Here is a 22,160-nt window from a genome sequence, read left to right as displayed (position 1 = left end):
GCAGTTTGAATGCTAGAGGTTTGGGCGGAAAACTGCGTTGTCATTTTGGGGCCGGCAGTGTCGTTGATCCTTCAGATTTCTCTCGGTTGAGACATGGGCATACGGGAAGATGACAAGCGTTATAACGCTTACGTCGCGCATAGGGTCGACCTGATCAAATACGCCACCCTGATTTTAGGGTCGCGGGCGGATGCGGAGGACGTGGTTCAGGAAGCGTTCCTGAAATTCGTTCCGGAAGCCTCCGGCAATCCCTCCAACCTCAAATCCTATCTTTTTCGCATCGTTCGCAATCTTGCGCTCGACAACCGCCGGCGCAACCGGCAAGACCTGCGGGAGCGACCGGATGACACCCCCTTCTGGGGCGTGCCGCAGGACCACGGTACGCCGGAAGAGCATGCGCTGTTCTGCGATGAAGTTCGGCAGATGCAGACAATTCTGGAGACCCTGCCGGTTCAGGCGCGCGTGGCATTGGAAATGCACAGATTCGGTGGTTACAATATGGAGGAGATCGCTCGTCACCTTGGCGTGTCCGTGGCCAGCGCTCACCGCCTGATCAAGGGTAGCATTGCCGCGATTACCAGAGAAATGAAGTGAAATTGCCCTGATTGTCCCATTATGTGAAAAAAAACTTTCCGTTAAACGTCTATATAACAACGCGGAAGACGAGGCGTCTTTTCTGCCTCGCAAAGGAACTGGCCCGGTTCAATGACCATTGATCCAGATAGGAAAATAGAATTGCCTGACGGGAAGGCGGAAGAGGCGGCTGACTGGCTGATACGCCTGCAGGCGGGATCGGTGGAGCCGCGGCTGAAGGCGGAGTTTGATCGATGGCTGGTTGCCTCGCCGGCAAACCGTCTTGCCTGGGAGCGGACATGCAAGACGTGGCGCAACCTCGGTCTGGTTGAACCGGCTTTCAAGAACCTCTGGGAAGATGCGCCCCACCTGCCGGCCAAGGCCGAAAAACAGCTACCGCGGCGACGCTTTACCGTTCGTCACTATGCCGGCATGGCCATGGCTGCAGCGTCGCTCTGTCTTGCCGTGTTTTTCGTACCCGCTTTTTTCGTCCGCATCGAAGCGGATTATCAGACCAGTACGGCTGAAAGCCGCACGATAATCCTTGAAGACGGCAGCAGGGTGCAACTTGCCGCTGCGAGCGCGCTTTCCACCGATTTTACCGATGGCCGCCGTAATGTGAAAGTGCTGAAGGGCGAAGCCTTTTTTGATGTCGTGCCGGATAGCGCACGACCCTTCGTGGTGGAGACAAAGAATGTCACCGTTCAGGTGCTGGGCACGGCTTTCGATGTCGATCTCACGGATGGCATAACGCAGGTTGCGCTTGCGCATGGCTCGGTGGAAGCATCCTTCCGCAATGCGGCGCCTACACGGCTTATCCCCGGCGAGATGCTGATTGTCGACGCCTCCGGCGCAATCCGAAAGGAGAGCGTGTCCGTGGAGGATATAGGCGGCTGGCGCAACGGGGAGCTTTATGTGGTGGATGCGACCATCGGCTCGGTCGTGGAGCAGATACAGCGCTATCATCCGGCATGGCTGACAATGGCGGACAAAAGGCTGGCCGAGCAGCGGGTGACGGGGTTTTACGATCTTCGTGACCCCGACCGCGCGTTGGAAGCATTGGTGGAACCCTACAGGGGCAAGGTGCATGCGATTGGCGGCAGCGCCCGCATCATCACCCGCTTCTGAAACAGTTGAAAACAAAAAATCATATTTATTTTCAGTAATTTATAAAATTTCCTCAAAAAGCCTGAAAAAAATCGCCGAGGCAATCGTCTTTTTGTTGAGTAATCCGGTCAAGATATTTCCGGAACGAAAGACAGGAAGACTAAAGCAATATGCGCCTCCATATACTTGTAACCGGTTCGGGCAGAAAAGCGGGAAAGCAGGCGCGCAGAGCCATGCTGCTGGCGACGACGGCTGTCGTTGTTTCAATCTCGATGCCGGTTTTTGCGCAGACCGGACCTGATGCCGCCAATAGCCAGCGCCCGAATGGCGAGCAGGGCGCAACGCGACCGTTCAACATTCCTGTCCAGTCGCTGTCATCCGTGGTAGGCGCCTTCGGGCGACAATCCGGCCTTCAGGTCACGCTGGCCACGCCATCGGCGGGCAATGTGCGCACCAACGCCGTCACCGGCAGTTTCACGGTGCGGGAGGCGCTGTCGCGGTTGCTGGCGGGTACGGGCGTGAATTTCCGCATCGCCGGGAATGGTAGAACCGTCATCATCGGTACGGGGGAATCGACCGTCGATCTTTCCGGGGCGGAGGGCACGACGGTTCTCGAAACCATTACGCTGACCGGTAAAACCGGGCGCAGCTCCATTGCCGGCTCCGGTTATCAGGGGACGCCAGACTGGGTTTATGAAACGCCCGCAAGCGTCAGCGTGGTCGGCCGCGAGGCCATCCAGTCGGCAGGCGTGCGCAACACCCGCGATGTTTTCAACCGGGTCTCCGGCGTTTATGCCGGTGAGGGCAATGGCAGCTTCCCAACCGTTTCGCCAAATGTGCGCGGTTTGCAGGAAAGCGGCCGCGTGGTCGTCTCCATCGATGGCGCGCGGCAGAATGCGCAGCGCGGGTTCAGCACCGGCGGCGCATCGATTTATTCTGCCAATAATGGCCAGGCCTATGTGGACGCCGCCTTCATACGCGCTGTCGAGGTCGAAAAAATGACCAGCGCCACATCCGGCAATGCCGGTTCGCTGGGCGGAAAGGTCGAGTTCCGCACCGTCAGCGCTGCAGATATTATCCCTGAGGGTGCGAACAAAGGCGGCGAGGTGAATATTTCTCGCGGCACCAATGGTTACGATTTTCAGGGTTCGGTTTTGGCTGCTGTCCGAGAGCCGGATGGCCCACTCTCCTTCGTTGCCGGTTACAGCCGTACAATCATGGATGAATACAAGATCGGCACCAGAGGCGAGGCCCGAAGCACCGCCTTGACCATGAAGGACCTGCTCGGCCGGGATGGCTGGTCTAGTTTTTTCAAGGGTGAAGGTGACTTCGGGGACGTGAAGGCGTCGCTGTCGTGGATGCACCAGCAGAATGATTTCGTTCAGGGCGCCGCCGAACAGATAGACCGGGAGAGCGTGCGTAACGACAGCATCGTTGCCAAGCTGGACTGGGACCCCGAAAGCGAACTCATAGACTTCAAGTCCTCGCTGTGGCTGAACGATAATATGACGCACGAATTGCGTTCGGCGCGTCCCGGATATGCCGTTGAAACGAACCTTGACATGGGCTTGCGGAGTTTCGGGGGTAGCGTCGAAAACACTAGCCGTTTCGATACTAAAGCGGGTGAGCTCAGCCTGAATTATGGCGCGGAAGCTTTCAGGGACATTTCCTCATCGGTTGCCACGAGCTCTGCCATTACGAGTAACCCCGCCTTTGCCAGCAGCTACACCGCCTTCAGCCCGCCCGGGCGACGTGATGTCGCAAGCCTGTTTTTAAACGGTGAACTTGAGCCCGCGGACTGGATAGTGATAAGCGGCGGCGTGCGATATGACTGGTCGCGTCTGAAAGGATCGGCAACTTACTACGATCAGGTGACGGTTGAGACGGGTTCAAACCGTGTTGTAGGCGCAATAGACAATTATCTCACCTATGTTTCGCAATACTCGCGGGCAACTTACGATCGCGTATACGCGATTTGCACTACGGGTGTATTTGGTGGTCGCACTTTTACCGCGGTACAGAGGGCAAGTTCCTGCAACACTCTGAACACCGTTTGGCCTGCTACTAAGGGTGAAATCATCAACGGCCAGTGGCGGGATGCTGGAACTACCTATTTTGGCACGACTTCTTCGACGGAGTACCCTTCGTACGACGTGGAAATAGACCGTACCTATAGTGCCTGGTTGCCATCCGCTACGATAGAACTAAAACCCGTTGACTGGTTCCGGCCCTACGTGAGCTATTCCCAGAGCCTGCGACCGCCGACAATTCTTGAGGCCTTTTTTGCCGGCGCACGTCCTGGAGATTCGGTCGGCTATGAATATGCTCCGAACCAGTCCCTGCGGGCGGAAAAAGCAACAACCTATGAAATCGGCGCGAATATCAGTTTCGATGGCGTGCTGCTGGACCACGATTCCATTCGTATCAAAATGGCCGCCTTTCGCCGTGAGGTGAAGGATTATATCGCTCTTGGTTATCTCGTCACGGATCAGGTCGCGAACCGCACCTATACCAGCTTCGTCAATCTCGATGGCACGACTTATATGCGTGGGCTCGAATTCGAGGGCAATTATGATGCGCGTAGCTTCTGGCTCGGCGGCTCGGCAACGCTGCTGAAGACTGACTGGCCGGACAAAACACAGGTATTTTCCAACGGCACAACCACGACAAGTGGCGAGATCGTCGCATGGCCAGGCGATGTCGCACCGAAGGTTAAGCTTACGCTCGATGGCGGCATGCGTTTCTTCGACGAAAAATTCTCTCTGGGAGCGCGGCTCAACCATGTCACGCCGACACAGTCACGCACGCTCGATACGGAGGGCAATCTGCGCGAGGTGACCGATCCCTACACGACGGTGGACCTCTATGGTTCCTATGCCTTCAACGACAAGGCGACACTTCGTTTCGCCGTCAACAATCTGACGGACCGCAAATATATTCCAGCCACCAGCGCCTACACCGCGCCTGGCCGCACTTTTATCGCGACGATGAACGTGAAGTTCTGAGACGCAGAAGAAATTCTCCGGGCTGGGTTGCAGCCCGTCCCGGAGATGAAACGCCTTCGTCACATGACCAAGGTATCCCTATTGGCCAGCAAAGGAGTACACCTATGGCTACCACAATTCAACTGACGCAGTCTTCCTCCGACCTGATCGGTTACCTTAACGGTTGGACGAGCGGTTTTGGTTCGACCTATGGTGCGTTCTACGATGCTCAGACCAGCTCTCTCGCCACCACCACCATCGATCCGAACACGACCTATGAGGCGTGGGGCGATGGCAGCACCGGCGGCAAGGGCATCGTCATGAGCGGCGCTCTGCAGTACTCCCAGGGCAACCTGACGGGGTCGGTTGACAGCATCGTTCTGGGTACCGGCTACAGCCAGTCCACCAGCGGCATTGCCGTCAGCCAGCAGGAACTGTTGATCGATCCCGACGGTTCCTACTCGCTCGCAGGCGCGCGCGACCTGCTCGATCTCGCCGTTTACCAGCTTGCGCGCTTCGGCTCGCTGGCCGGCTTCTATGACTATTTTGCGGCTACCGGCACTGTGATCGAAGACACCGCTTCCTCCAACACGCTGACAGGTTTTGCTGGCGCAGATACATTCGTTTTCTCCGGCGGCAATGATGTGGTGAAGGCTGGCCCGACCGGAACCTACGGTTATCAGGACGGAGCAGACAAGCTGGACGTATCCGCCTGGGGCGCCGGAAGCATTGATGATGTCATAATCGGCAACAATGCAAACGGAGATGCAGTCATTGAAAACCTCTTTGGTGGCGACACCATTACCCTTGTTGGTGTAGATTCCAGCGTACTCGACGCATCGGACTTCATTTTCGCCAGCGCAACGGCGCTTGCCGCGTAAAGGAAAAACAGGCTGTGGGCTTTCAAAACCACCAGCAGACACCGCCGCAGTCCCTCACTGCGGCGGTTGTTTCGCCCCTTAAAAGCACATTTCTCGGCGTTGCGCTCGTCAGTGGCGTGGTCAATATACTCGCGCTCACGTCGCCGCTCTTCATGCTGCAGGTTTATGACCGGGTTCTGGCAAGCGGCAGCCTGCCGACGCTGGTCGGGCTCGCCCTTCTCGCGCTTGGCCTTTACGGCTTCCAATGCCTGCTCGATATCATCCGCGCCCGCGTTCTGATCCGCATCGGTGAAGATTTCGACATGCGTTATTCCGGCAGGGTGCATGATGCGGTGGTACGCCTTCCGCTCGTCAACCGCATGCCGGGCGACGGTCTGCAGCCGCTGCGCGATCTCGACAATGTGCGCGGTTTTCTCTCCGGCACGGGGCCGACGGCCTTTTTCGATCTGCCGTGGATGCCGCTTTATCTCGGCATATGTTTTCTGTTTCATTTCTGGATCGGCGTAACGGCGCTTGCCGGCGCGGTGCTGCTCGTTTCCCTCACGATCCTCACCAACATCTTTTCGCAGAAGCCGATCCGCGACACCATGGTCGAGAATATGGCCCGCAACCGGCAATTGGAGGCCTCGCGCCGCAATGCCGAGGTCGTGCAGGCCATGGGGCTCGGCGGCCGGCTCGGCAAACGCTGGCAAATCTCCAACGAGGCCTATCTCGCCGCCAATCGCAAGGCGGGCGATGTGGCCGGCGGTCTCGGCAATATTGCGAAATCCCTGCGGGTCGTGCTGCAATCGGCCATTCTGGCGGTTGGTGCGTGGCTGGTCATCAACCAGGAAGCTTCGGGCGGTGTGATGATCGCCAGCTCGATCATGATGGGTCGGGCGTTGGCGCCCGTCGATCTTGCCATTTCCAACTGGAAGTCCTTCGTGGCCGCCCGGCAGAGCTGGGCGCGGCTGAAGGAGCTTTTTGCACAGATGCCGGCCAATGCCGCCGCGATGGCCCTGCCGAAGCCTGAAAAGGAACTACGCGTCGAAAATGTTACCATCGTCCCGCCGGGAGAGAAAAAGCCGACAGTTGCCGGACTTGGTTTCATCGTGACCTCCGGAAATGCGCTTGGCGTCATCGGCCCCTCCGGCTCGGGTAAATCCACCCTGTCGCGCATTCTCACTGGCGCGTGGATGCCGGTGGCCGGCAAGGTACGGCTGGACGGTGCGAGTTTCGATCAGTGGGACCGTGAGGCGCTCGGCCGCCATATCGGCTATCTGCCTCAGGGCGTGGAGCTGTTTGATGGCACGATCGGGGAAAATATCTCCCGTTTCGAGGATAATCCCGATCCTGAAGCCATCATAGCGGCGGCCAAAGCCGCGGGTGCGCACGAGCTGATCCTGCGTTTCGAAAAGGGTTATGACAGCGATATCGGCGAGGCTGGCTCGGCGCTTTCCGCCGGACAGCGCCAGCGCATCGGCCTTGCCCGTGCACTTTATGGCGATCCCTTCATCGTAGTACTGGATGAACCCAACGCCAATCTTGACGCGGAAGGCGAAGCCGCCGTGGTCAGGGCGATTTCCTCGGTCAAGGCGCGGGGGGGCATTGCCGTCGTTGTCGCGCACCGGCCGAGCGCCATCGGTGCAGTTGATTTCATTCTGATGATGGAAGAGGGGCGGATGAAAGCTTTCGGCCCGCGCGACGAGGTGCTGTCAAAGGTGCTGCGCGTTCCGCAGGGGCAGGCGGTCAAGGGATTTGCCGCATCCGCCCAGACTGTCTCACCGCTGCGTGTCGTTGCCAATACCCAGGCTCAGCCGGTTGCACTGGAAGAGGGTAATCAGGAAGGAGATGCGGATGTCAAAAATTGATCAGCGCACCCATGTGTCCCGTTCCATTCGCAAACATCTTCTTGCCGGTCTTGCCGCAAGTGTTGCGCTGCTGGCCGGTGTCGGCGGGTGGGCAGCGACGACCAATCTTGCCGGTGCGGTCGTGGCGTCCGGGCATCTGGTTGTGGATTCCTATAGCAAGAAAGTGCAGCATCCCAAAGGTGGCGTGGTTGGCGAAATTCTGGTGAGTGAGGGTGACAGGGTGAAAGCCGGCGATGTCGTCATGCGTCTCGACGCGACGCAGACCCGCGCCAATCTCGCCATCGTCACCAAGCGGCTGGATGAGCTCAGTGCACGCATGTCAAGGCTGGAGGCCGAGCGTGACGATTTGGCGGAACTCACTTTCCCGCAGGCTCTTGTTGCGCGCAAGGACAATCCCGATGTGGCTTCCGCCATGCGCAGCGAAACCAAGCTGTTCGAATTCCGCAAATCTTACCGTGAGGGACGCAAGGCGCAGCTTGCCGAGCGTATCACCCAGTTCGAGCATGAAATTGAAGGGCTGAAGGCACAGGAAGTCGCTTATGATAACGGCCTTGCCGTGCTGGACGCCGAAATCACCTCGCAGAAATCCCTGCGTGAACAGGGGATCGTCTCCGTGCAGCGGCTGAACAGCCTGCAGACTCAAGCTGCGACCTTCGGCGGCGAGCGTGGCGAAAAAATCGCCTATCAGGCGCAGACGGCCGGACGGATCACCGAGACGAAACTGCAAATTCTCCAGATCGATCAGGAACTGCGCACCGAGGTCGGGCGGGAGCTTCGCGAGATACAGGCCCAGATGGGCGAATATGTCGAGCGGAAGGTCGCCGCCGAGGATGATTTGAAACGTATCGATATCATAGCGCCGCAATCCGGCATGGTGCATGAAATGGCGGTTCACACGGTGGGAGGCGTGGTAACGCCGGCCGATCCAATCATGCTGATCGTACCTGACGGGGATGAGCTGGCGCTGGAGGTGCAGATCGTACCGAAGGATATCGACCAGCTACAGGTCGGGCAAAAGGCCATGCTGCGCATGACCGCCTTCAATCAGCGCGTGACGCCGGAACTGGAAGGCCATGTCAGCCGTATCGCGGCGGATATCACCACCGACCAGCGCAGCGGTCTGTCCTATTATCTGGCGAGAATTTCAGTGCCGGTCTCCGACCGGGAAAAGCTGAACAATGCGCCGCTGGTGCCGGGCATGCCTGCCGAGGCCTTCATCCAGACCAGCGAAAGGACCGCACTGTCCTATATCGCCAAACCGCTGACGGACCAGATCAGCCGCGCCTTCCGGGAGGACTAAGTTTTCGGGGGTTATGCCCCGTCCGCAAAACGGAAGGCCGGAAAACCCTGAACATCGGCCGGAATGGCCCAGACGCCGCCGGAATGCGGAAAGCGTGTGCGGGCCTCCTCACTCATCTTGTTTCCGTGTGAGGTGACGAACAGGGTCCTGAAATCCTCGCCACCAAAACAGGACATGGTGGGATGCGGTACGGGCATCCGGATTTTATCGAATGGCTTGCCGTCATCATCGTAAACATTCAGCATTCCAGCGGAAACGCCGGCGCTCCAGTACCTGCCGTCGCCATCCACACAACCGCCGTCCGGGCGGCCCTCTTCTTCGGTCGGCCGGGCGATGATCCGGCCTTCGTCGAAAGTGCCGCTCCTCTTGTCGAAACGTCGCCTGCGAATCCATTGCTGAACGGAATCGCTATGCCACATCACCGCGCCATCGGCGGAAAAGGCAAGGCCGTTGGGACAGGTCATCCCCGTCTCCATAAGACGTATGTCGTTTGCGGTGACCCGCCATAATTGACCTTTCGGTCGTATCTCGCTGAACGGCCCACCATCCATGGTGCCGACCCAGAATGCGCCATCCGGGCCGACGCGTCCATCATTCAGCCGGCAGGGCAGGGCATCGGGCGCGGGTATGGTGACGAGCGTTTGCACCGTGTCGCTTTCAGGATCGACCAGCAGGATCTGCATTCCACATGCGACGATCAGCCTGCCGCTTTCACAAAGGCCAAGACAGGAGACGGTGTCCGCAAGGGTGCATGTCCAGTATGTCCGGCTGGAAGGGGCGAAGGAATGGAGCTTTTTCTCCACGATATCGCACCAGAAAAGGGCTTGTCGCCGTTCGTCCCATACGGGGGATTCCGCAAGCGTGCCGATCACGTCGCAGAAAAGTTCCGCCTGTCCCAAATTCCGCATTATCTCTGCCATTGTAATTTCAGTTCGTCCGGTCCGATGTTTGCAGGATTTCTGCCTTAGTCGAAATATTCGCGGTGAGCCTCGTATATTTGCGACAAAATGCCAAGGACACGTCGCAGATGCTGGCGCAGCCATTCTACAGCGCGCTCTTCATCCCTGGCTTTGACCGCGTCATACACAGCCTCATGTTCGGAAAGCAGGCGGGCCATATGGGCCTCATCGGTTATGGCGAGCACCCGCAACCGGTCCAGTGCCGCCTTTTCCCGCATCAGCAGTGTTTCCAGACGGTCAAGGCCGGTGGCGGCGGCCAGCGCGCTGTGAAACTGATCGTCATGCACGCGGAACGCTTTTCTGTCGCCGTCCACGATCGCCTGGCGCTGGGCGGCCAGAGCCTGTTCGATGTCGCGCATCGCCCGGGTGGACAAATCCATCTGGCAAAGCCTGCGAATGGCGGCCACTTCAAGCGCCTCGCGGATGAATTGAGCGCTTCTGATCTGCTGTTCCGAAAGTTTTGAAACATAGGTTCCCCGGCTTGGCAGGGTAACGATCAGCCCGTCATCGCGAAGACGGCTTAATGCCTCGCGAACAGGCGTGCGGCTGGAATTGAAAAGCTGGCCGATATCGTTTTCCGACACGGCCTGACCCGGTGCAAGCTGTCTTGCGAGGATGGCGCCCTTCAGCGCGGCATAGATCTGGTCCACCGCGGGACGGTTCAAATCCAGTGGCTCCATCTCCGGGGCCGGGCGCTCTGTCGTCAGGCCTTTTCGCATTTTTCCCCCTGCGTCCGGCAATTTTCATAATCCTGTTTACCGGAATGCAAATTTATTGACAACCGGCATACCGGTATGCACTTTTACCGCCAAGCGTGGGTTGGGAGGCTCGCGGTCATGCGGACAGGCAAAACTTTTGTCATCGTTGGTGCGGGAATGGTGGCCAGAACCCATGTGCTGGCAGCGGCCGCCTGTGCCGATAAAATGACGCTCAAGGGACTGGTCGATGGCGGCTCCGGGCGGGCGGCGCGCCTTGCAGAGGAGGCATCCAAACTTGTCGGGCATGATGTCGCCGTCTATCGATCCATTGAGGAGGTCGCTGACGATCCCGAGGTGGATTTTGCCATTGTTGCGACACCGCCGAACGCCCGCGCAAGCGTGGTCCAGCCGCTCGCGCGCGCCGGCAAACATATCCTTCTTGAAAAGCCGGTTGCCCGCGGCACAGTGGAAGCCGACGAACTTGTAGCTTTCTGCCGCAGGGCCGGTGTCACGCTCGGCATTGTTTTCCAGCACCGTATGCGGGCGGCATCCCGAAAGGCGAAAGAGCTGGTTGCCAGCGGCGTCCTCGGTGCACTCGGTCTCTGCGAGATTTCCGTGCCCTGGTGGCGCACCCAGGCCTATTATGACGAGCCGGGGCGTGGAACGCGGGAGCGGGATGGCGGCGGCGTTCTGATATCGCAGGCGATCCATACGATCGATCTGGCGCTCAGCCTTGCCGGTCCGGTCGCGCGGGTGCAGGCCATGGCGGCAACGACGCGGTTTCACAGGATGGAGACGGAGGATTTCGTCTCTGCCGGGCTGCGTTTCGAAAACGGTGCCGTAGGATCACTGGTGGCAAGTACCGCCAGTTTTCCCGGCGGGGCGGAAACCATCACGCTGCATTTTGAAAAGGCAAGTCTGAGACTCGCTTCCGGAGTGCTGCATGTGGACTGGAGGGACGGGCGCAGCGAGGCTTTTGGCGGTGCCGCGTCCGGCACCGGTGGTGGCGCCGATCCCATGGCTTTCACCCATGAATGGCATCAGGCTGTCCTTGAGGATTTCGTCGATGCCCTCGTTTCGGAGCGTGATCCGGTGGTAATCGGCGAGGCCGCGCTCCTTTCTCACCGACTGATCGATGCAATTGTCAAATCCGCCGAAGGCGGCAATGAAGTGGAACTGCGCAATGAGTAAACCGATCAAATTTGCGGCTCTCGGTATCGAGCACCGGCATATTTTTGGCATGTCACAGAACATGCTGAATGCCGGGGCGGAATTTGCCGGCTGGTGGACGGAGGGCGAACCAGAGGTCGTGGAAGGTTTCCTGAAACGGTTCCCCGATGTTCCGCGCATGAAAAGCGTTGAAGACGTGCTTGCCGACCCGACCATAGACCTTGTCCTGATCGCCGATGTTCCGAAGAACCGCGCCGATCTTGCTATCCGTGCCATGGATGCGGGCAAGGATGTGATGTCGGACAAGCCGGGATGCACGACGCTTGCGCAACTGGAACGTTTGCGCGAGGCCGTTGCCCGGACCAAACGCATCTGGTCGGTCAATTTTTCGGAACGTTTCGAAGTGCCGAGCGTCACGAAGGCCACGGAACTGGTGGCTGCCGGCGCCATTGGCCGGGTCGTGCAGACCGTCGGCATGGGGCCGCACCGCCTCAACCGCGCGCTGCGCGCCGACTGGTTTTTCGACCGCGAAGCCTATGGTGGCATTCTGACCGATATTGCCAGCCACCAGATCGACCAGTTCATGTTCTTTACCGGCTCGACGGACGTGGAAGTGGTTTCGGCGACGGTGGCGAACTACGCCAATCCCGGCGATCCGGGTTTGCAGGATTTCGGCGAGGTGTTGCTGCGCGGTGACCGGGGCCACGGTTACATCCGCGTCGACTGGTATACGCCCGATGCGCTGCCCACCTGGGGTGATGGCCGCCTGACCATTCTGGGAACAGAAGGCTATATCGAGCTCCGGAAATATGTCGATCTCGGCAACAAGCCGGGCGCCGACCGGCTCATTCTCGTCAATGGCGACCGCTGCGAATATATCGACGCTTCCGATGCCGGCCTGCCCTATTTCGACCGCCTGTCGGCGGATATCCGCAACCGCACTGAAACCGCCATGCCGCAAGCGCATGTGTTCAAGGTTTGCGAACTCGCGCTTCAGGCGCAGGCAAAGGCCGAAGGGAGAAAGGCATGATCGGCGTTGCAATCATCGGCGCCGGCATCGGCGCATTGCATTTGAAGGGGTATCGCGCACTTCCCGGGCGTTATGCGGTCAAGGCGATCTGCGATCTCGACCTGGAGCGGGCGCGCAAGCTTGTCGAGGATGATCCCTCGATAAAGGTGACCACCAGCCTGGATGAGGTACTGGCGGATGAGAGCATCTCGCTGATCGATATCTGCCTGCCGCCGCATCTGCATTTTCCGGTCGCGTTGCAGGCCCATGCCGCCGGCAAGGATGTGATCTGCGAAAAGCCGCTGGTACGCTCGCTGGAAGAGGCGAATGCGCTGCTTCTTTCGGTGAAGAACACTGGTCGTCAGGTCTTCCCGGTTTTCCAGTATCGTTTCGGCCATGCCATGCGGCAATTGCGTGCGCTCATCGATGCCGGTCTTGCGGGGAAAGCCTTTGTCGCCAGTTCCGAAGTGCACTGGAACCGGGGCGCAGACTACTACTCCATTCCTTGGCGCGGCACATGGAAAGGCGAATGCGGCGGCGCGACCCTCGGCCATGCCATTCATGCCCATGATCTCATCTGCCATGTGCTGGGTCCCGTCGAGGAAGTATTCGCGTTTGCCGATACAAGGGTGAACACCATCGAGACCGAAGATTGCGCGGCTATCAGCCTGCGCATGAAGAGTGGGGCATTGGTCACAAGCTCCGTCACGCTCGGCGCGGGTAATGATACGTCGCGATTGCGTTTCTGTTTCGAGGGGCTGACCGCCGAAAGCGGCACCAAGCCCTATGCGCCGGCCGAAGACACCTGGCGCTTCACGGCACGCGCGCCGACCACGCAGGAGGAGATCGACGCGGTTCTGGCGAAGGTCGGCACCGGGCTGGATGGTTTTGCCGGCTTCCTTGAGGCCATCGCGGATGCGGTGGAGGGCCGTGGCGGCAATGAAGTGACCGTGGCTGACGGGTTGCGATCCATTGAACTCGTCACCGCCATCTACAAATCCGTGCGTCAGGGACTGCCGGTGCGGTTGCCGCTGACTTCCGATGACGATCTCTATAAGGGCTGGGCGCCGCAGGCGCCGGCTTTGCGGGAAGCCTGACATGACCGACAGGAAATTGAGATCCGACCGCTGGTTCGCCCCCGACGACCTGCGCAGTTTCGGTCATCGCTCGCGCATGATGCAGCTCGGTTATGCGGAAGAGGATTTTGTCGGCAAGCCGGTTATCGGCATCCTCAACACCTGGTCGGAGTTGAACACCTGTCACGCGCATTTTCCCGAACGCGTGAAGGATGTGAAGCGCGGTGTCTTGCAGGCGGGCGGCTTCCCGGTGGAGATGCCGTCGCTTTCGGTCGATGAGAGTTTTACCAAGCCGACATCGATGCTCTATCGCAACATGCTGGCGATGGAGACGGAAGAAATGATCCGCTCTCATCCGCTTGATGGCGTGGTGCTGATGGGTGGTTGTGACAAGACGACGCCCGGCCTCGTCATGGGTGCAATCTCCGCCGGCGTGCCGATGATCTATCTGCCGGCCGGGCCGATGCTGCGCGGCAACTATGCCGGCAAGGTGCTGGGGTCCGGCTCCGACGCCTGGAAATATTGGGACGAGCGGCGGGCCGGCAATGTCAGCGACGAGGAATGGCGCGGCCTTCAGGGCGGCATCGCCCGTTCCGCCGGCGTCTGCATGACCATGGGCACCGCATCGACCATGACGGCTATTGCCGATGCTCTGGGGCTGACCCTGCCAGGCGCGTCCTCCATTCCGGCGGTGGATGCCGAACACCAGCGCATGTCTGCCGCCTGCGGCCGTCGCATCGTGGAAATGGTGGGTGAGGATCTGACCCCGGACGGCATTCTGACGGCGGCTGCGTTCCGCAATGCCGCCATCGTCGCGATGGCGACCGGCTGTTCGACCAATGCCGTCGTGCACTTGATCGCCATGGCGCGCCGCGCCGGTGTGCCGCTGACGCTTGACGATCTGGATGAGCTTGGTCGCGTCACGCCGCTCATCGCCAATGTCCGCCCCTCCGGCAAGGACTATCTGATGGAGGACTTCTATTATGCGGGCGGTTTGCGCGCCCTGATGAAGCAGCTTGAAAGCCGGCTCGATTATTCCGCCCTGACGGTAACGGGCCGCAGCATGGGCGAAAATCTCGAGGGCGCTAAAGTTTATAATGACGATGTGATTCGTTCACTCGACAATCCGGTTTATGCGGAAGGTTCACTCGCCGTTTTGCGCGGCAATCTCTGTCCGGATGGCGCGGTCATCAAACCCGCCGCCTGCGATCCGAAATTTCACATCCATGAAGGTCCGGCGCTGGTTTTTGACAGCTATCCCGAGATGAAGGCGGCGATCGATGATGAAAATCTCGATGTGACGCCGGATCATGTGCTGGTGCTGCGCAATGCCGGCCCGCTTGGCGGCCCCGGTTTTCCAGAGTGGGGCATGCTGCCGATCCCCAAGGCGCTGATCAAACAAGGCCATCGCGACATGCTGCGCATCTCCGATGCCCGCATGTCCGGCACTTCTTATGGCGCCTGCGTGCTGCATGTTGCGCCGGAGAGTTTCATCGGCGGGCCGCTCGCCTTGCTAAAGTCAGGCGATATCGTGCGGCTCGATCTGCCGCAGCGCCGCCTCGACATGCTGGTGAGCGATGAGGAAATCGCCAGCCGCCGGGCCGCCTGGCAGGCACCGCCGCCGCGTTATGAGCGCGGCTATGGCTACATTTTCTCGAAACATGTGAGCCAGGCCGATCAGGGATGCGATTTCGACTTCCTGCAGACCGATTTCGGCCGCTCGGCCGGTGAGCCGGATATTTTTTAGGCTAGGTGCCATCAAGCAGAATGACAGGAGATACTGAATGAACAACGAGACGCGCGAAAAGCTGATGACGATTTCCGTCGCAACACTGGCAACGGCGCTTTATAAGCGCGGCTTGCGAAACCAGGTCATTCAGGGCGTACATCCGCTCGGTTACAAGGGCGCGAACATGGTCGGGCCGGCATTTACGTTGCGTTACATGCCCGCCCGCGAAGATCGCAACCAGCTCGTCGAATTTCGCAACCCCGCCCATCCGCAACGCGTCGCCATTGAAACCTGCCCGCCGGGCCATGTGATGGTGATCGACAGCCGCAAGGATGCGAGCGCCGCCTCGGCCGGTGACATTCTCGTCACGCGGCTGATGGTTCGCGGCGGTGCGGGCATCGTGACCGATGGCGGTTTTCGTGACGCTGCCACGATTGCCGAGCTGGATATTCCGGCCTACCACACACGCCCTTCCAGCCCGACCAATCTGACCAAACACGAGGCGATCGAGATCAACGGCCCTATCGGCTGCGGCGACGCGCCGGTCTTTCCCGGCGACATCATCGTCGGCGATGCGGATTGCGTCATCGTCATTCCCGCTGGCATTGCCGATGAGATTGCCACCGAGGCGGTGGAAATGACGGCTTATGAGGATTTCGTGGTGGAGCAGGTCAAGGCGGGTCAGTCGATCATCGGGCTTTACCCCTGCACCAAGGAGGAGCACCAGACCGCTTTTGCCGAATGGCGCAAGAAGAACAACCGCTGAACCTTACAGCCAGCCCAGTGCTTTCGCCGCGCGGATCGCCTCCGCGCGGCGTTTGCAATCCAGCTTGCGAAACAGGTTGCCGAGATGAAACTTCACCGTCACTTCCGAGATATTGAGCGTCTGGGCGATCTTCTTGTTCGACATGCCGCTGGCGAGCAGTTGCAGCATCTGCGCCTCGCGCTGCGAAAGCCCGCCATGCAGGGCGCGCGCCTGCGGTGAATTCACCGAAGCGGCGAAAATCGAAAGCGCTGTGCGGACATCGGACGAGGTTTCGATGAAGCTGCGGATGCGGCGATTGTTCAGAAGCGGCGACAGGAAGATGCGCTCCTCCGACAGGACGCCGCTGCAGCCAAGGCGGGTCGCCGATTCAAGGGCGGTGAGGATATGGGCGCGGGCGGCGGCATTGTCGCGGCGCTGATGCGCGGCGTAGCTCTGCCATATTCTCAGCGCGACCTTTTCGCGGTTGGTGACCTTTGGATTGGCGATCATCGCGTCGATCTGGCGGGAGAGATAGGCGCGCGGCGTGAAAAGATGCACCGCATCGCGCAGCCACGCCATCACATAGGCGATTTCATCGCGCCGCGTCAGGCGGGAAAGATCCTCATGCGCGCTCTCCACCCAGTTGCGGCCCATGGGCATGCGGATCGCGGAAAGCGTCGCGGCCGCATCCGCCCACCGGTTGGCGTTCTGATAGGCAAGAGCCGTCCTGATTTCCATCATCGCATGGAATTGCAGCCCTTCCGAAAGATGGATCCACAAGCCATCGAGAAAGTCCGGACGAACGGTCATCGGAAAATGGTCGATCAACACCTGCGAGGCGTAAAACAGGGCAAACTGCATCAGGCTCGGCCAGATCTCGGCAGCGGCGAAGTGATCGAATTCGTGCTCGACGAAATGCAGAAGGTCGCGGGGCTTTCCCGCCTCATAGGCGAGGCAGGCTTCCGCCAGCCGCAGCATCCGGAATTCCTGCACGGCGTCATGCGGCACCTGTTCCAGCCGTGCGCGCGCCTCCTGCGCCGCCCGGCGGGCCAGAAGCACATCACCGCTCATCAGCCGCAGCACGATCTGGTGCAGATGGATGAAAAATTCGAGCAGGGGCTGCCCGCCCATCTTGCGCAGATAGATCAGAGCGCGGGCTGCCGCCGCCTCCGCCTCGCGGAAATTGCGGCGGCGGATTTCGAATTCCAGCAGTGCATTGTAATAGGCCGCCCATTTGCCGTGATCGTTCATGGGATAGTCGGCCATGAATTCCCCCAGACGCGTGATTACCGCGTCATTGGGGGTCAGATCCTCGGCAATCATCAGGTTCAGCCGGAAGGTGCGGGCGGCGAAGGAAAAGCGTGAGCCACGGGCAAGCACTTTCAGTGGATCGAGATAATCCGACCCAAGGCTTTTGCCAAGCAGATGGCGCACGCGCTGCAACTCCCCCTGTTTCAGCAGGGCGCGGGTGACGGCGAAGAGCACGGTTTCATTCGTTGCGATCATATCCTGCGAAAACCGCATGATGATCTCGCGAAACCTGTCGACGCTGCTCCTGTAGATGAGTTCGCGACCATGGGCGCGTTCCAGGATTTGCGCGGCATGGGTCTCATAACCACGGTCGAGCAGCATCGCCATGGCCGCAAGCGCCCGTCCTTCCTTTTCGAAAGCCGATGCGACCTCCACCACGGCGCTGCCGGCCTGCAGGGTAGCAAGACGTTCCCGCGCAGCCGCGCCCAGAAGCCGTATCAGAGTGGGGTGGTTTTCGGGATTTCCGGTCAGGAAAGGCGGCAGCAGTTCGGTCCAGTCCGCCTCGGGTTCCGCAGAGGGGTTCTCCAGCCAGAACGAAAGTTCAACCGTCTGGGCGGGAGAAAGATGCGGCAGGTAGTTTTCCCTCAGATAGTCGGCACACAGCGTTTCATTCGGAAAACGCGCCAGTGACAGAAAAGCCGGCCAACCCGCATAGTCGTGAAGGGCGAGACGTTTCTGCTCAGAGGGCAGGTCTTCCACCTCATCCTCACCAAGAAGCAGTTCATTTGGCCCGATGGTGAGCGAGCCGCGATGCAGGATTTGCCGGGCCAGTCCGCTGATCCGCTGATCCGGCCGGCAAGCTATGACCACCAAGCGCACCGTCTCCAGAATGGCGGCCGGCATGCGCGCCGCCCGTGCGAAAACCGGCACGTCCCAAAGGAGACAGCCATTTTCGATCTCGTCGCTTCGCGGCTGGTGCGTGCGGCACACCGGCGTTTCGAGCTCTTTTGCAAGCATTTCCAGCAGCACGCTTTTTCCCGCACCCGCGGGCGCCCGCAGAAAGACCACGCCGGCGGTTTCGCTGGCGATGCGGCGGCAAAGGCGGGTGCGGGGCAGGAGCGTCATTCGCAAAGGCATAGGGGATTTAAGCCTGAAAACCTATACTCATCTTTCAAAAAACTATACCTTTCGGCAATTGTTCAAACGGACATGTGGTGAAAACTTGTGCTCACGCAACCGATGCACAAGGAACGTCCCACCGATGCAGCAACATCCGCTGGTCGCGATTTTGAACAGGCTCGGCACCTTCGTGCTGGTCATGATCGCCCTGTCCATCATGATTTTCGTGCTGGCCCGCGTGGTGCCGGGCGATCCCGCCCGCATGGCGCTCGGTCCTGCGGCAACGCAGGAGCAGGTGGATGCGCTACGTGGGGAGATGGGTCTCGATAAGCCGCTCGCCGTCCAATACCTCGACTACATCGGCAATGCCCTGCATGGCGATCTTGGTTTCTCGCTGGTGTCGCAACGCCCGGTGACTACCGATCTGGCGCAGACCGTTCCTGCGACCGTCGAGCTGGTACTTGTCTCGGTCATCTTCATGTTTGCCGTCGCCATCCCGCTCGGCGTCATCACGGCGCATTATCGCGACCGCCCGCTGGACCATATCGGCCGCATCCTGTCGCTCACCGGGGTCACGATCCCGAGCTTTCTTTTCGCCATCACACTGCAATTGCTGGCCGCGCGGTTTCTCTCCGGCTGGCCGATAATCGGCAGGCTCGACCACTCGCTCGGCTGGCAGGGCGGCCCCACGGGCTTCATCCTGATCGACGGCACGCTGGCCGGACGTTTCGATGTGGTGCTCGATGCGCTGAAGCATCTCGCACTGCCGGCCTTCGCGCTTTCCATGGCAGGCATCGGCCAGATCACCCGCATTACCCGCTCCTCGATGATCGAGAACCAGCGCAAGGACCATGTGCTGACCCTGCAGAGCTTCGGCGTGCCGGAGAGGGTCATCATCTTCCGTTATCTGCTGAAGCTCTCTTCCATCGCGCCGCTGACGATCATGGGTCTCGAGTTCGCGTCGCTGATCGGCAATGCCTTCGTGATCGAGATGGTCTTCGCCTGGGGCGGTTTCGCCTCCTACGGTCTGAACGCCATCCTGCAGAAAGACCTCAATGCCGTGACCGCCGTGGTGCTGGCCGCCGGCCTGTTCTTCATCGTTGCGAACCTGATCGTGGATGTCCTGATCTCGATCATCGACCCGCGCCTGCGCCGCAAGGAGGCTCGCTGATGGCTGATATGAAAATGCTCGAACCCACCGATCGCGGCCTAAGCGCCGGTTATATGATGTGGTATCGTTTCAGCCGCAACCCGGCGGCGGTCATCGGTTCGCTGATCCTGCTATCGGTGCTGGTGCTGGCGGTCTTCGCGCCATGGCTCACGCCCTATCCCAAACATATCGGCGCGGTCGTTGATTTTCGTGCCCGGCATATGCCGCCGGATCTGGAGCACTGGTTCGGCACCGACAAGGCCGGCCGCGATATCTTTTCGCGTACCATCTTCGGGCTGCGGGTCTCGCTGCTTCTCGTCATCGGCGTGCTCGGCATTTCGGTGCCGGTCGGAACCGTGCTTGGCCTCATCGCCGGTTATTTCGGTGGCTGGACTGAAAAGCTCATCAGCGGCCTGACGAATGTGATGCTGGCCATGCCACCACTCGTCATGGCACTGGCGGTCTCCAACCTGCTGGAACCGACGCTGATGAACGCCATGATCGCGATCACGCTGCTATGGTGGACATGGCACGCGCGGCTGATCTATTCGGTGTCGAAGTCCATTGCGTCGGAAGACTATATCGAGGCGGCGCGTCTTGCCGGTGCCGGCCCCCTGCATATCCTTTTTCGCGAAATCCTGCCCAATTGCGTCTCGGTCATATCGGTCAAGACCACTCTGGATGCCGCCTTCGTCATCCTGTTCGGCGCAACACTGAGCTTCCTCGGTTTCGGCGTCAAGCCGCCGACCCCTGACCTTGGTTCGATGGTTGCCGACGGGCGCCAGTTCATGCCGGATTTCTGGTGGGAAGTGCTCTGCCCCGGCGCGGCCGTGCTTTACGTGACGCTGGGTTTCAATCTGCTGGGCGACGGCCTGCGCGACATGTTCGACGTGGAAAGCTAAGGCCATGACTGAACCGCTTCTCAAGGTCGAAAACCTCAACGTCACCTTCACCAATTACGGCCGCACCCGACAGGTGCTGCGCGACGTGGCCTTCACGGTCGCCGCCGGCGAGCGCGTAGCGCTGATCGGCGAAACCGGGTCGGGCAAGTCCGTCACCGCCAAGGCGATCATCGGCACTTTGCCGAAGAATGCCGCGATCACCTCCGGCGCGATTGTCATCGATGGCCGGGATGTGCTGTCCATGCCGCGCAGGGAGCGAGAGGCCCTGAAAGGAACGGCGTTTTCGCTGATCATGCAGGATCCGCTTTCCTCCTTCAATCCGGTCTTCAAGATCGGCACGCATCTCGATGATGTCATGCGTTTTGCCGACAAGCGCGACGGTATCAATTCTTCCAGGGCGGAGCGTCGCAACCGCATCGAAGCCGTTTTACGCCGCGTGCAGCTCGCCGATACCGAGCGGGTGATGAACGCCTATCCGTCCGAGCTTTCGGGCGGCATGCGTCAGCGTGTGCTGATCGGGCTTGCGCTGCTGCACCAGCCGAAGCTTTTGATCGCGGATGAGCCCGGCACGGCGCTCGACGTGACGACGCAGGATGAAATCCTCAACCTCATCAACCAGCTGGTTGCCGAAGAAAACATGGCGCTGCTGATGATCACCCACAATCTCGGCGTCGTGCGCAAGGTGGCGGACAGGGTCGTGGTCATGCATCACGGGGATATCGTCGAGACCGGTCCCTGCACGCAAATCCTGCATAGCCCTGCCAAGGACTATACGCGTTCGCTGCTGGATGCGGTGCCGCCGCTCTATGGCCCACGCGTCACGGACCTCACGCAAAGCACGCGGCAGCCGATCATCACCATCGAAGACCTGAACAAGATTTACGGCAGGCGCAATGGCTACCATGCCGTGCGCGACGTGAACCTGACGCTGAAGCAGGGCGAGGTTTTTGGCCTTGCGGGTGAATCCGGTTCCGGCAAGACCTCGGTTGCGCGCATGATCATGGGCCTTTCCCGTCCCACCTCCGGTAGTCTTGTCATCGACGCCCCGGCACCTGAGCGCGGCAAGCGGCTGACGCAGATCGTCTATCAAAATCCGGGTACTTCGCTCAATCCGAAGCGTACCGTCAGGCAGACGCTTTCACTACCGTTGAAATCCATCGGCATGGATGGGCAGGCGCGGGAAAGCCGGATGCAGGAACTGATGGGGCTGGTGCGGCTGCCGCAATCCTATCTCGGCAAATATCCGCACGAGCTTTCCGGCGGCCAGAAGCAGCGCGTGGCGATTGCCCGCGCGCTCGCGGCAGAACCGAAAATCCTCATCCTCGACGAGCCGACGGCAGCACTTGATGTCTCCGTGCAGAAGACGGTGATCGACCTTCTGCTGCAACTGCGCGAGGAGCTTGGCCTCACCTATCTGATGATCTCGCATGACCTGTCGCTGATGCGCAATTTCTGTTCGCGCATCGCCATCATGCTGCGCGGCGAGATTGTCGAGGAGGGTGTGACGTCGGCGGTCTTCGCTGAGCCGGCCCATCCCTATACCCGCGCCCTGATCGCGGCCATCCCCGTCGTCACCGACGAGGAAGAACGTCTCAAACCCACCGTGACCGAGGAAGAGCGGATGCGCTTCCTCGTAAAAACGACCGATTGATGAAAG

General features: G+C 59.9%; 17 protein-coding genes. 14 read left to right on the top strand and 3 right to left on the bottom strand.

Going from position 1 to position 22,160, the window contains the following annotated elements; translation table 11 throughout:
* Positions 1-93 precede the first annotated feature (93 nt).
* The 6 genes from AGR13A_RS16480 to AGR13A_RS16455 all read left to right on the top strand — a co-directional run bounded on the left by AGR13A_RS16480 (position 94) and on the right by AGR13A_RS16455 (position 8,695).
* Positions 94-594, top strand: a complete 501-nt coding sequence (locus AGR13A_RS16480; RefSeq protein ID WP_020813249.1) for an RNA polymerase sigma factor — start codon at positions 94-96, stop codon at positions 592-594.
* 111 nt (positions 595-705) lie between these two features.
* Complete coding sequence (locus AGR13A_RS16475) at positions 706-1,701, top strand: FecR family protein (protein ID WP_080837621.1); 996 nt, start codon at positions 706-708, stop codon at positions 1,699-1,701.
* Between the two features lie 149 nt (positions 1,702-1,850).
* Positions 1,851-4,685, top strand: coding sequence for a TonB-dependent receptor (locus AGR13A_RS16470; protein ID WP_080837619.1), 2,835 nt, complete (start codon positions 1,851-1,853; stop codon positions 4,683-4,685).
* A gap of 104 nt (positions 4,686-4,789) precedes the next feature.
* The gene (locus AGR13A_RS16465; RefSeq protein ID WP_080837615.1) at positions 4,790-5,545 is read left to right on the top strand and encodes a hypothetical protein; all 756 of its coding nucleotides are present in this window, start codon (positions 4,790-4,792) and stop codon (positions 5,543-5,545) included.
* A 14-nt stretch (positions 5,546-5,559) separates the two neighbouring features.
* Complete coding sequence (locus AGR13A_RS16460) at positions 5,560-7,395, top strand: type I secretion system permease/ATPase (RefSeq protein WP_080837612.1); 1,836 nt, start codon at positions 5,560-5,562, stop codon at positions 7,393-7,395.
* Positions 7,382-8,695, top strand: coding sequence for an HlyD family type I secretion periplasmic adaptor subunit (locus AGR13A_RS16455; RefSeq protein ID WP_080837609.1), 1,314 nt, complete (start codon positions 7,382-7,384; stop codon positions 8,693-8,695). The genes AGR13A_RS16460 and AGR13A_RS16455 overlap by 14 nt, the downstream gene beginning before the upstream one ends.
* 11 nt (positions 8,696-8,706) lie before the next feature.
* On the opposite strand, the gene AGR13A_RS16450 is transcribed toward AGR13A_RS16455, so the two are convergent.
* Together AGR13A_RS16450 and AGR13A_RS16445 are read right to left on the bottom strand one after the other, a co-directional pair.
* Positions 8,707-9,603 (bottom strand): SMP-30/gluconolactonase/LRE family protein, encoded by an 897-nt coding sequence (locus tag AGR13A_RS16450; protein ID WP_080837606.1) that lies wholly within the window; start codon positions 9,601-9,603, stop codon positions 8,707-8,709.
* Between the two features lie 56 nt (positions 9,604-9,659).
* Entirely contained in the window at positions 9,660-10,373 is a 714-nt protein-coding gene (locus AGR13A_RS16445; protein ID WP_080837604.1) for a GntR family transcriptional regulator, read from the bottom strand.
* Positions 10,374-10,490: 117 nt separating this feature from the next.
* Between AGR13A_RS16445 and AGR13A_RS16440 the strand changes: the two genes are divergently transcribed.
* The 5 genes from AGR13A_RS16440 to AGR13A_RS16420 are packed head-to-tail and all read left to right on the top strand — an operon-like array spanning position 10,491 to position 16,102.
* Positions 10,491-11,543, top strand: coding sequence for a Gfo/Idh/MocA family protein (locus AGR13A_RS16440; RefSeq protein WP_080837599.1), 1,053 nt, complete (start codon positions 10,491-10,493; stop codon positions 11,541-11,543).
* Positions 11,536-12,552 (top strand): Gfo/Idh/MocA family protein, encoded by a 1,017-nt coding sequence (locus AGR13A_RS16435; protein WP_080837595.1) that lies wholly within the window; start codon positions 11,536-11,538, stop codon positions 12,550-12,552. Before AGR13A_RS16440 ends, AGR13A_RS16435 begins: the two co-directional genes overlap by 8 nt.
* Positions 12,549-13,628: a Gfo/Idh/MocA family protein gene (locus AGR13A_RS16430; RefSeq protein WP_080837592.1), complete on the top strand. Its 1,080-nt coding sequence runs from the start codon at positions 12,549-12,551 to the stop codon at positions 13,626-13,628. Before AGR13A_RS16435 ends, AGR13A_RS16430 begins: the two co-directional genes overlap by 4 nt.
* 1 nt (position 13,629) lies before the next feature.
* Positions 13,630-15,354, top strand: coding sequence for an L-arabinonate dehydratase (gene araD, locus AGR13A_RS16425; protein ID WP_080837589.1), 1,725 nt, complete (start codon positions 13,630-13,632; stop codon positions 15,352-15,354).
* A 37-nt stretch (positions 15,355-15,391) separates the two neighbouring features.
* Positions 15,392-16,102, top strand: a complete 711-nt coding sequence (locus AGR13A_RS16420; RefSeq protein WP_080837586.1) for a ribonuclease activity regulator RraA — start codon at positions 15,392-15,394, stop codon at positions 16,100-16,102.
* Positions 16,103-16,105: 3 nt separating this feature from the next.
* Here the strand turns inward: AGR13A_RS16420 and AGR13A_RS16415 are convergent, their stop codons facing one another.
* Positions 16,106-18,457, bottom strand: coding sequence for a helix-turn-helix transcriptional regulator (locus AGR13A_RS16415; protein WP_167377574.1), 2,352 nt, complete (start codon positions 18,455-18,457; stop codon positions 16,106-16,108).
* A 136-nt stretch (positions 18,458-18,593) separates the two neighbouring features.
* On the opposite strand from AGR13A_RS16415, the gene AGR13A_RS16410 reads away from it, so the two are divergent.
* Genes AGR13A_RS16410 through nikE form a run of 3 tightly spaced genes read left to right on the top strand, consistent with a single transcriptional unit; the run spans position 18,594 to position 22,154 of the window.
* Complete coding sequence (locus AGR13A_RS16410; protein WP_080837584.1) at positions 18,594-19,622, top strand: ABC transporter permease; 1,029 nt, start codon at positions 18,594-18,596, stop codon at positions 19,620-19,622.
* Positions 19,622-20,503 carry an ABC transporter permease gene (locus AGR13A_RS16405; protein WP_020813268.1) on the top strand — a complete coding sequence of 294 codons (882 nt, stop codon included), beginning with the start codon at positions 19,622-19,624 and terminating at the stop codon, positions 20,501-20,503. The genes AGR13A_RS16410 and AGR13A_RS16405 overlap by 1 nt, the downstream gene beginning before the upstream one ends.
* 4 nt (positions 20,504-20,507) lie before the next feature.
* Complete coding sequence (gene nikE / locus AGR13A_RS16400) at positions 20,508-22,154, top strand: nickel ABC transporter ATP-binding protein NikE (protein WP_080837581.1); 1,647 nt, start codon at positions 20,508-20,510, stop codon at positions 22,152-22,154.
* The last annotated feature ends 6 nt before the right edge of the window (positions 22,155-22,160 follow it).

This window comes from Agrobacterium genomosp. 13 str. CFBP 6927 (assembly GCA_900012615.1).
Taxonomy (GTDB): domain Bacteria; phylum Pseudomonadota; class Alphaproteobacteria; order Rhizobiales; family Rhizobiaceae; genus Agrobacterium.
Note: the sequence above shows the minus strand (reverse complement) of the source record. Positions and strands in the feature narration are given on the sequence as shown.

Bases quoted from the DNA above. Each gene is read 5' to 3' on its own strand.
- araD (WP_080837589.1), top strand. From the start codon at position 13,630: ATGACCGACAGGAAATTGAGATCCGACCGCTGGTTCGCCCCCGACGAC.
- AGR13A_RS16405 (WP_020813268.1), top strand. From the start codon at position 19,622: ATGGCTGATATGAAAATGCTCGAACCCACCGATCGCGGCCTAAGCGCC.
- AGR13A_RS16445 (WP_080837604.1), bottom strand. From the start codon at position 10,373: ATGCGAAAAGGCCTGACGACAGAGCGCCCGGCCCCGGAGATGGAGCCA.
- AGR13A_RS16410 (WP_080837584.1), top strand. From the start codon at position 18,594: ATGCAGCAACATCCGCTGGTCGCGATTTTGAACAGGCTCGGCACCTTC.
- AGR13A_RS16450 (WP_080837606.1), bottom strand. From the start codon at position 9,603: ATGCGGAATTTGGGACAGGCGGAACTTTTCTGCGACGTGATCGGCACG.
- AGR13A_RS16420 (WP_080837586.1), top strand. From the start codon at position 15,392: ATGAACAACGAGACGCGCGAAAAGCTGATGACGATTTCCGTCGCAACA.
- AGR13A_RS16415 (WP_167377574.1), bottom strand. From the start codon at position 18,457: ATGACGCTCCTGCCCCGCACCCGCCTTTGCCGCCGCATCGCCAGCGAA.
- AGR13A_RS16440 (WP_080837599.1), top strand. From the start codon at position 10,491: ATGCGGACAGGCAAAACTTTTGTCATCGTTGGTGCGGGAATGGTGGCC.
- AGR13A_RS16480 (WP_020813249.1), top strand. From the start codon at position 94: ATGGGCATACGGGAAGATGACAAGCGTTATAACGCTTACGTCGCGCAT.
- AGR13A_RS16430 (WP_080837592.1), top strand. From the start codon at position 12,549: ATGATCGGCGTTGCAATCATCGGCGCCGGCATCGGCGCATTGCATTTG.
- nikE (WP_080837581.1), top strand. From the start codon at position 20,508: ATGACTGAACCGCTTCTCAAGGTCGAAAACCTCAACGTCACCTTCACC.
- AGR13A_RS16435 (WP_080837595.1), top strand. From the start codon at position 11,536: ATGAGTAAACCGATCAAATTTGCGGCTCTCGGTATCGAGCACCGGCAT.
- AGR13A_RS16470 (WP_080837619.1), top strand. From the start codon at position 1,851: ATGCGCCTCCATATACTTGTAACCGGTTCGGGCAGAAAAGCGGGAAAG.
- AGR13A_RS16475 (WP_080837621.1), top strand. From the start codon at position 706: ATGACCATTGATCCAGATAGGAAAATAGAATTGCCTGACGGGAAGGCG.
- AGR13A_RS16465 (WP_080837615.1), top strand. From the start codon at position 4,790: ATGGCTACCACAATTCAACTGACGCAGTCTTCCTCCGACCTGATCGGT.
- AGR13A_RS16455 (WP_080837609.1), top strand. From the start codon at position 7,382: ATGTCAAAAATTGATCAGCGCACCCATGTGTCCCGTTCCATTCGCAAA.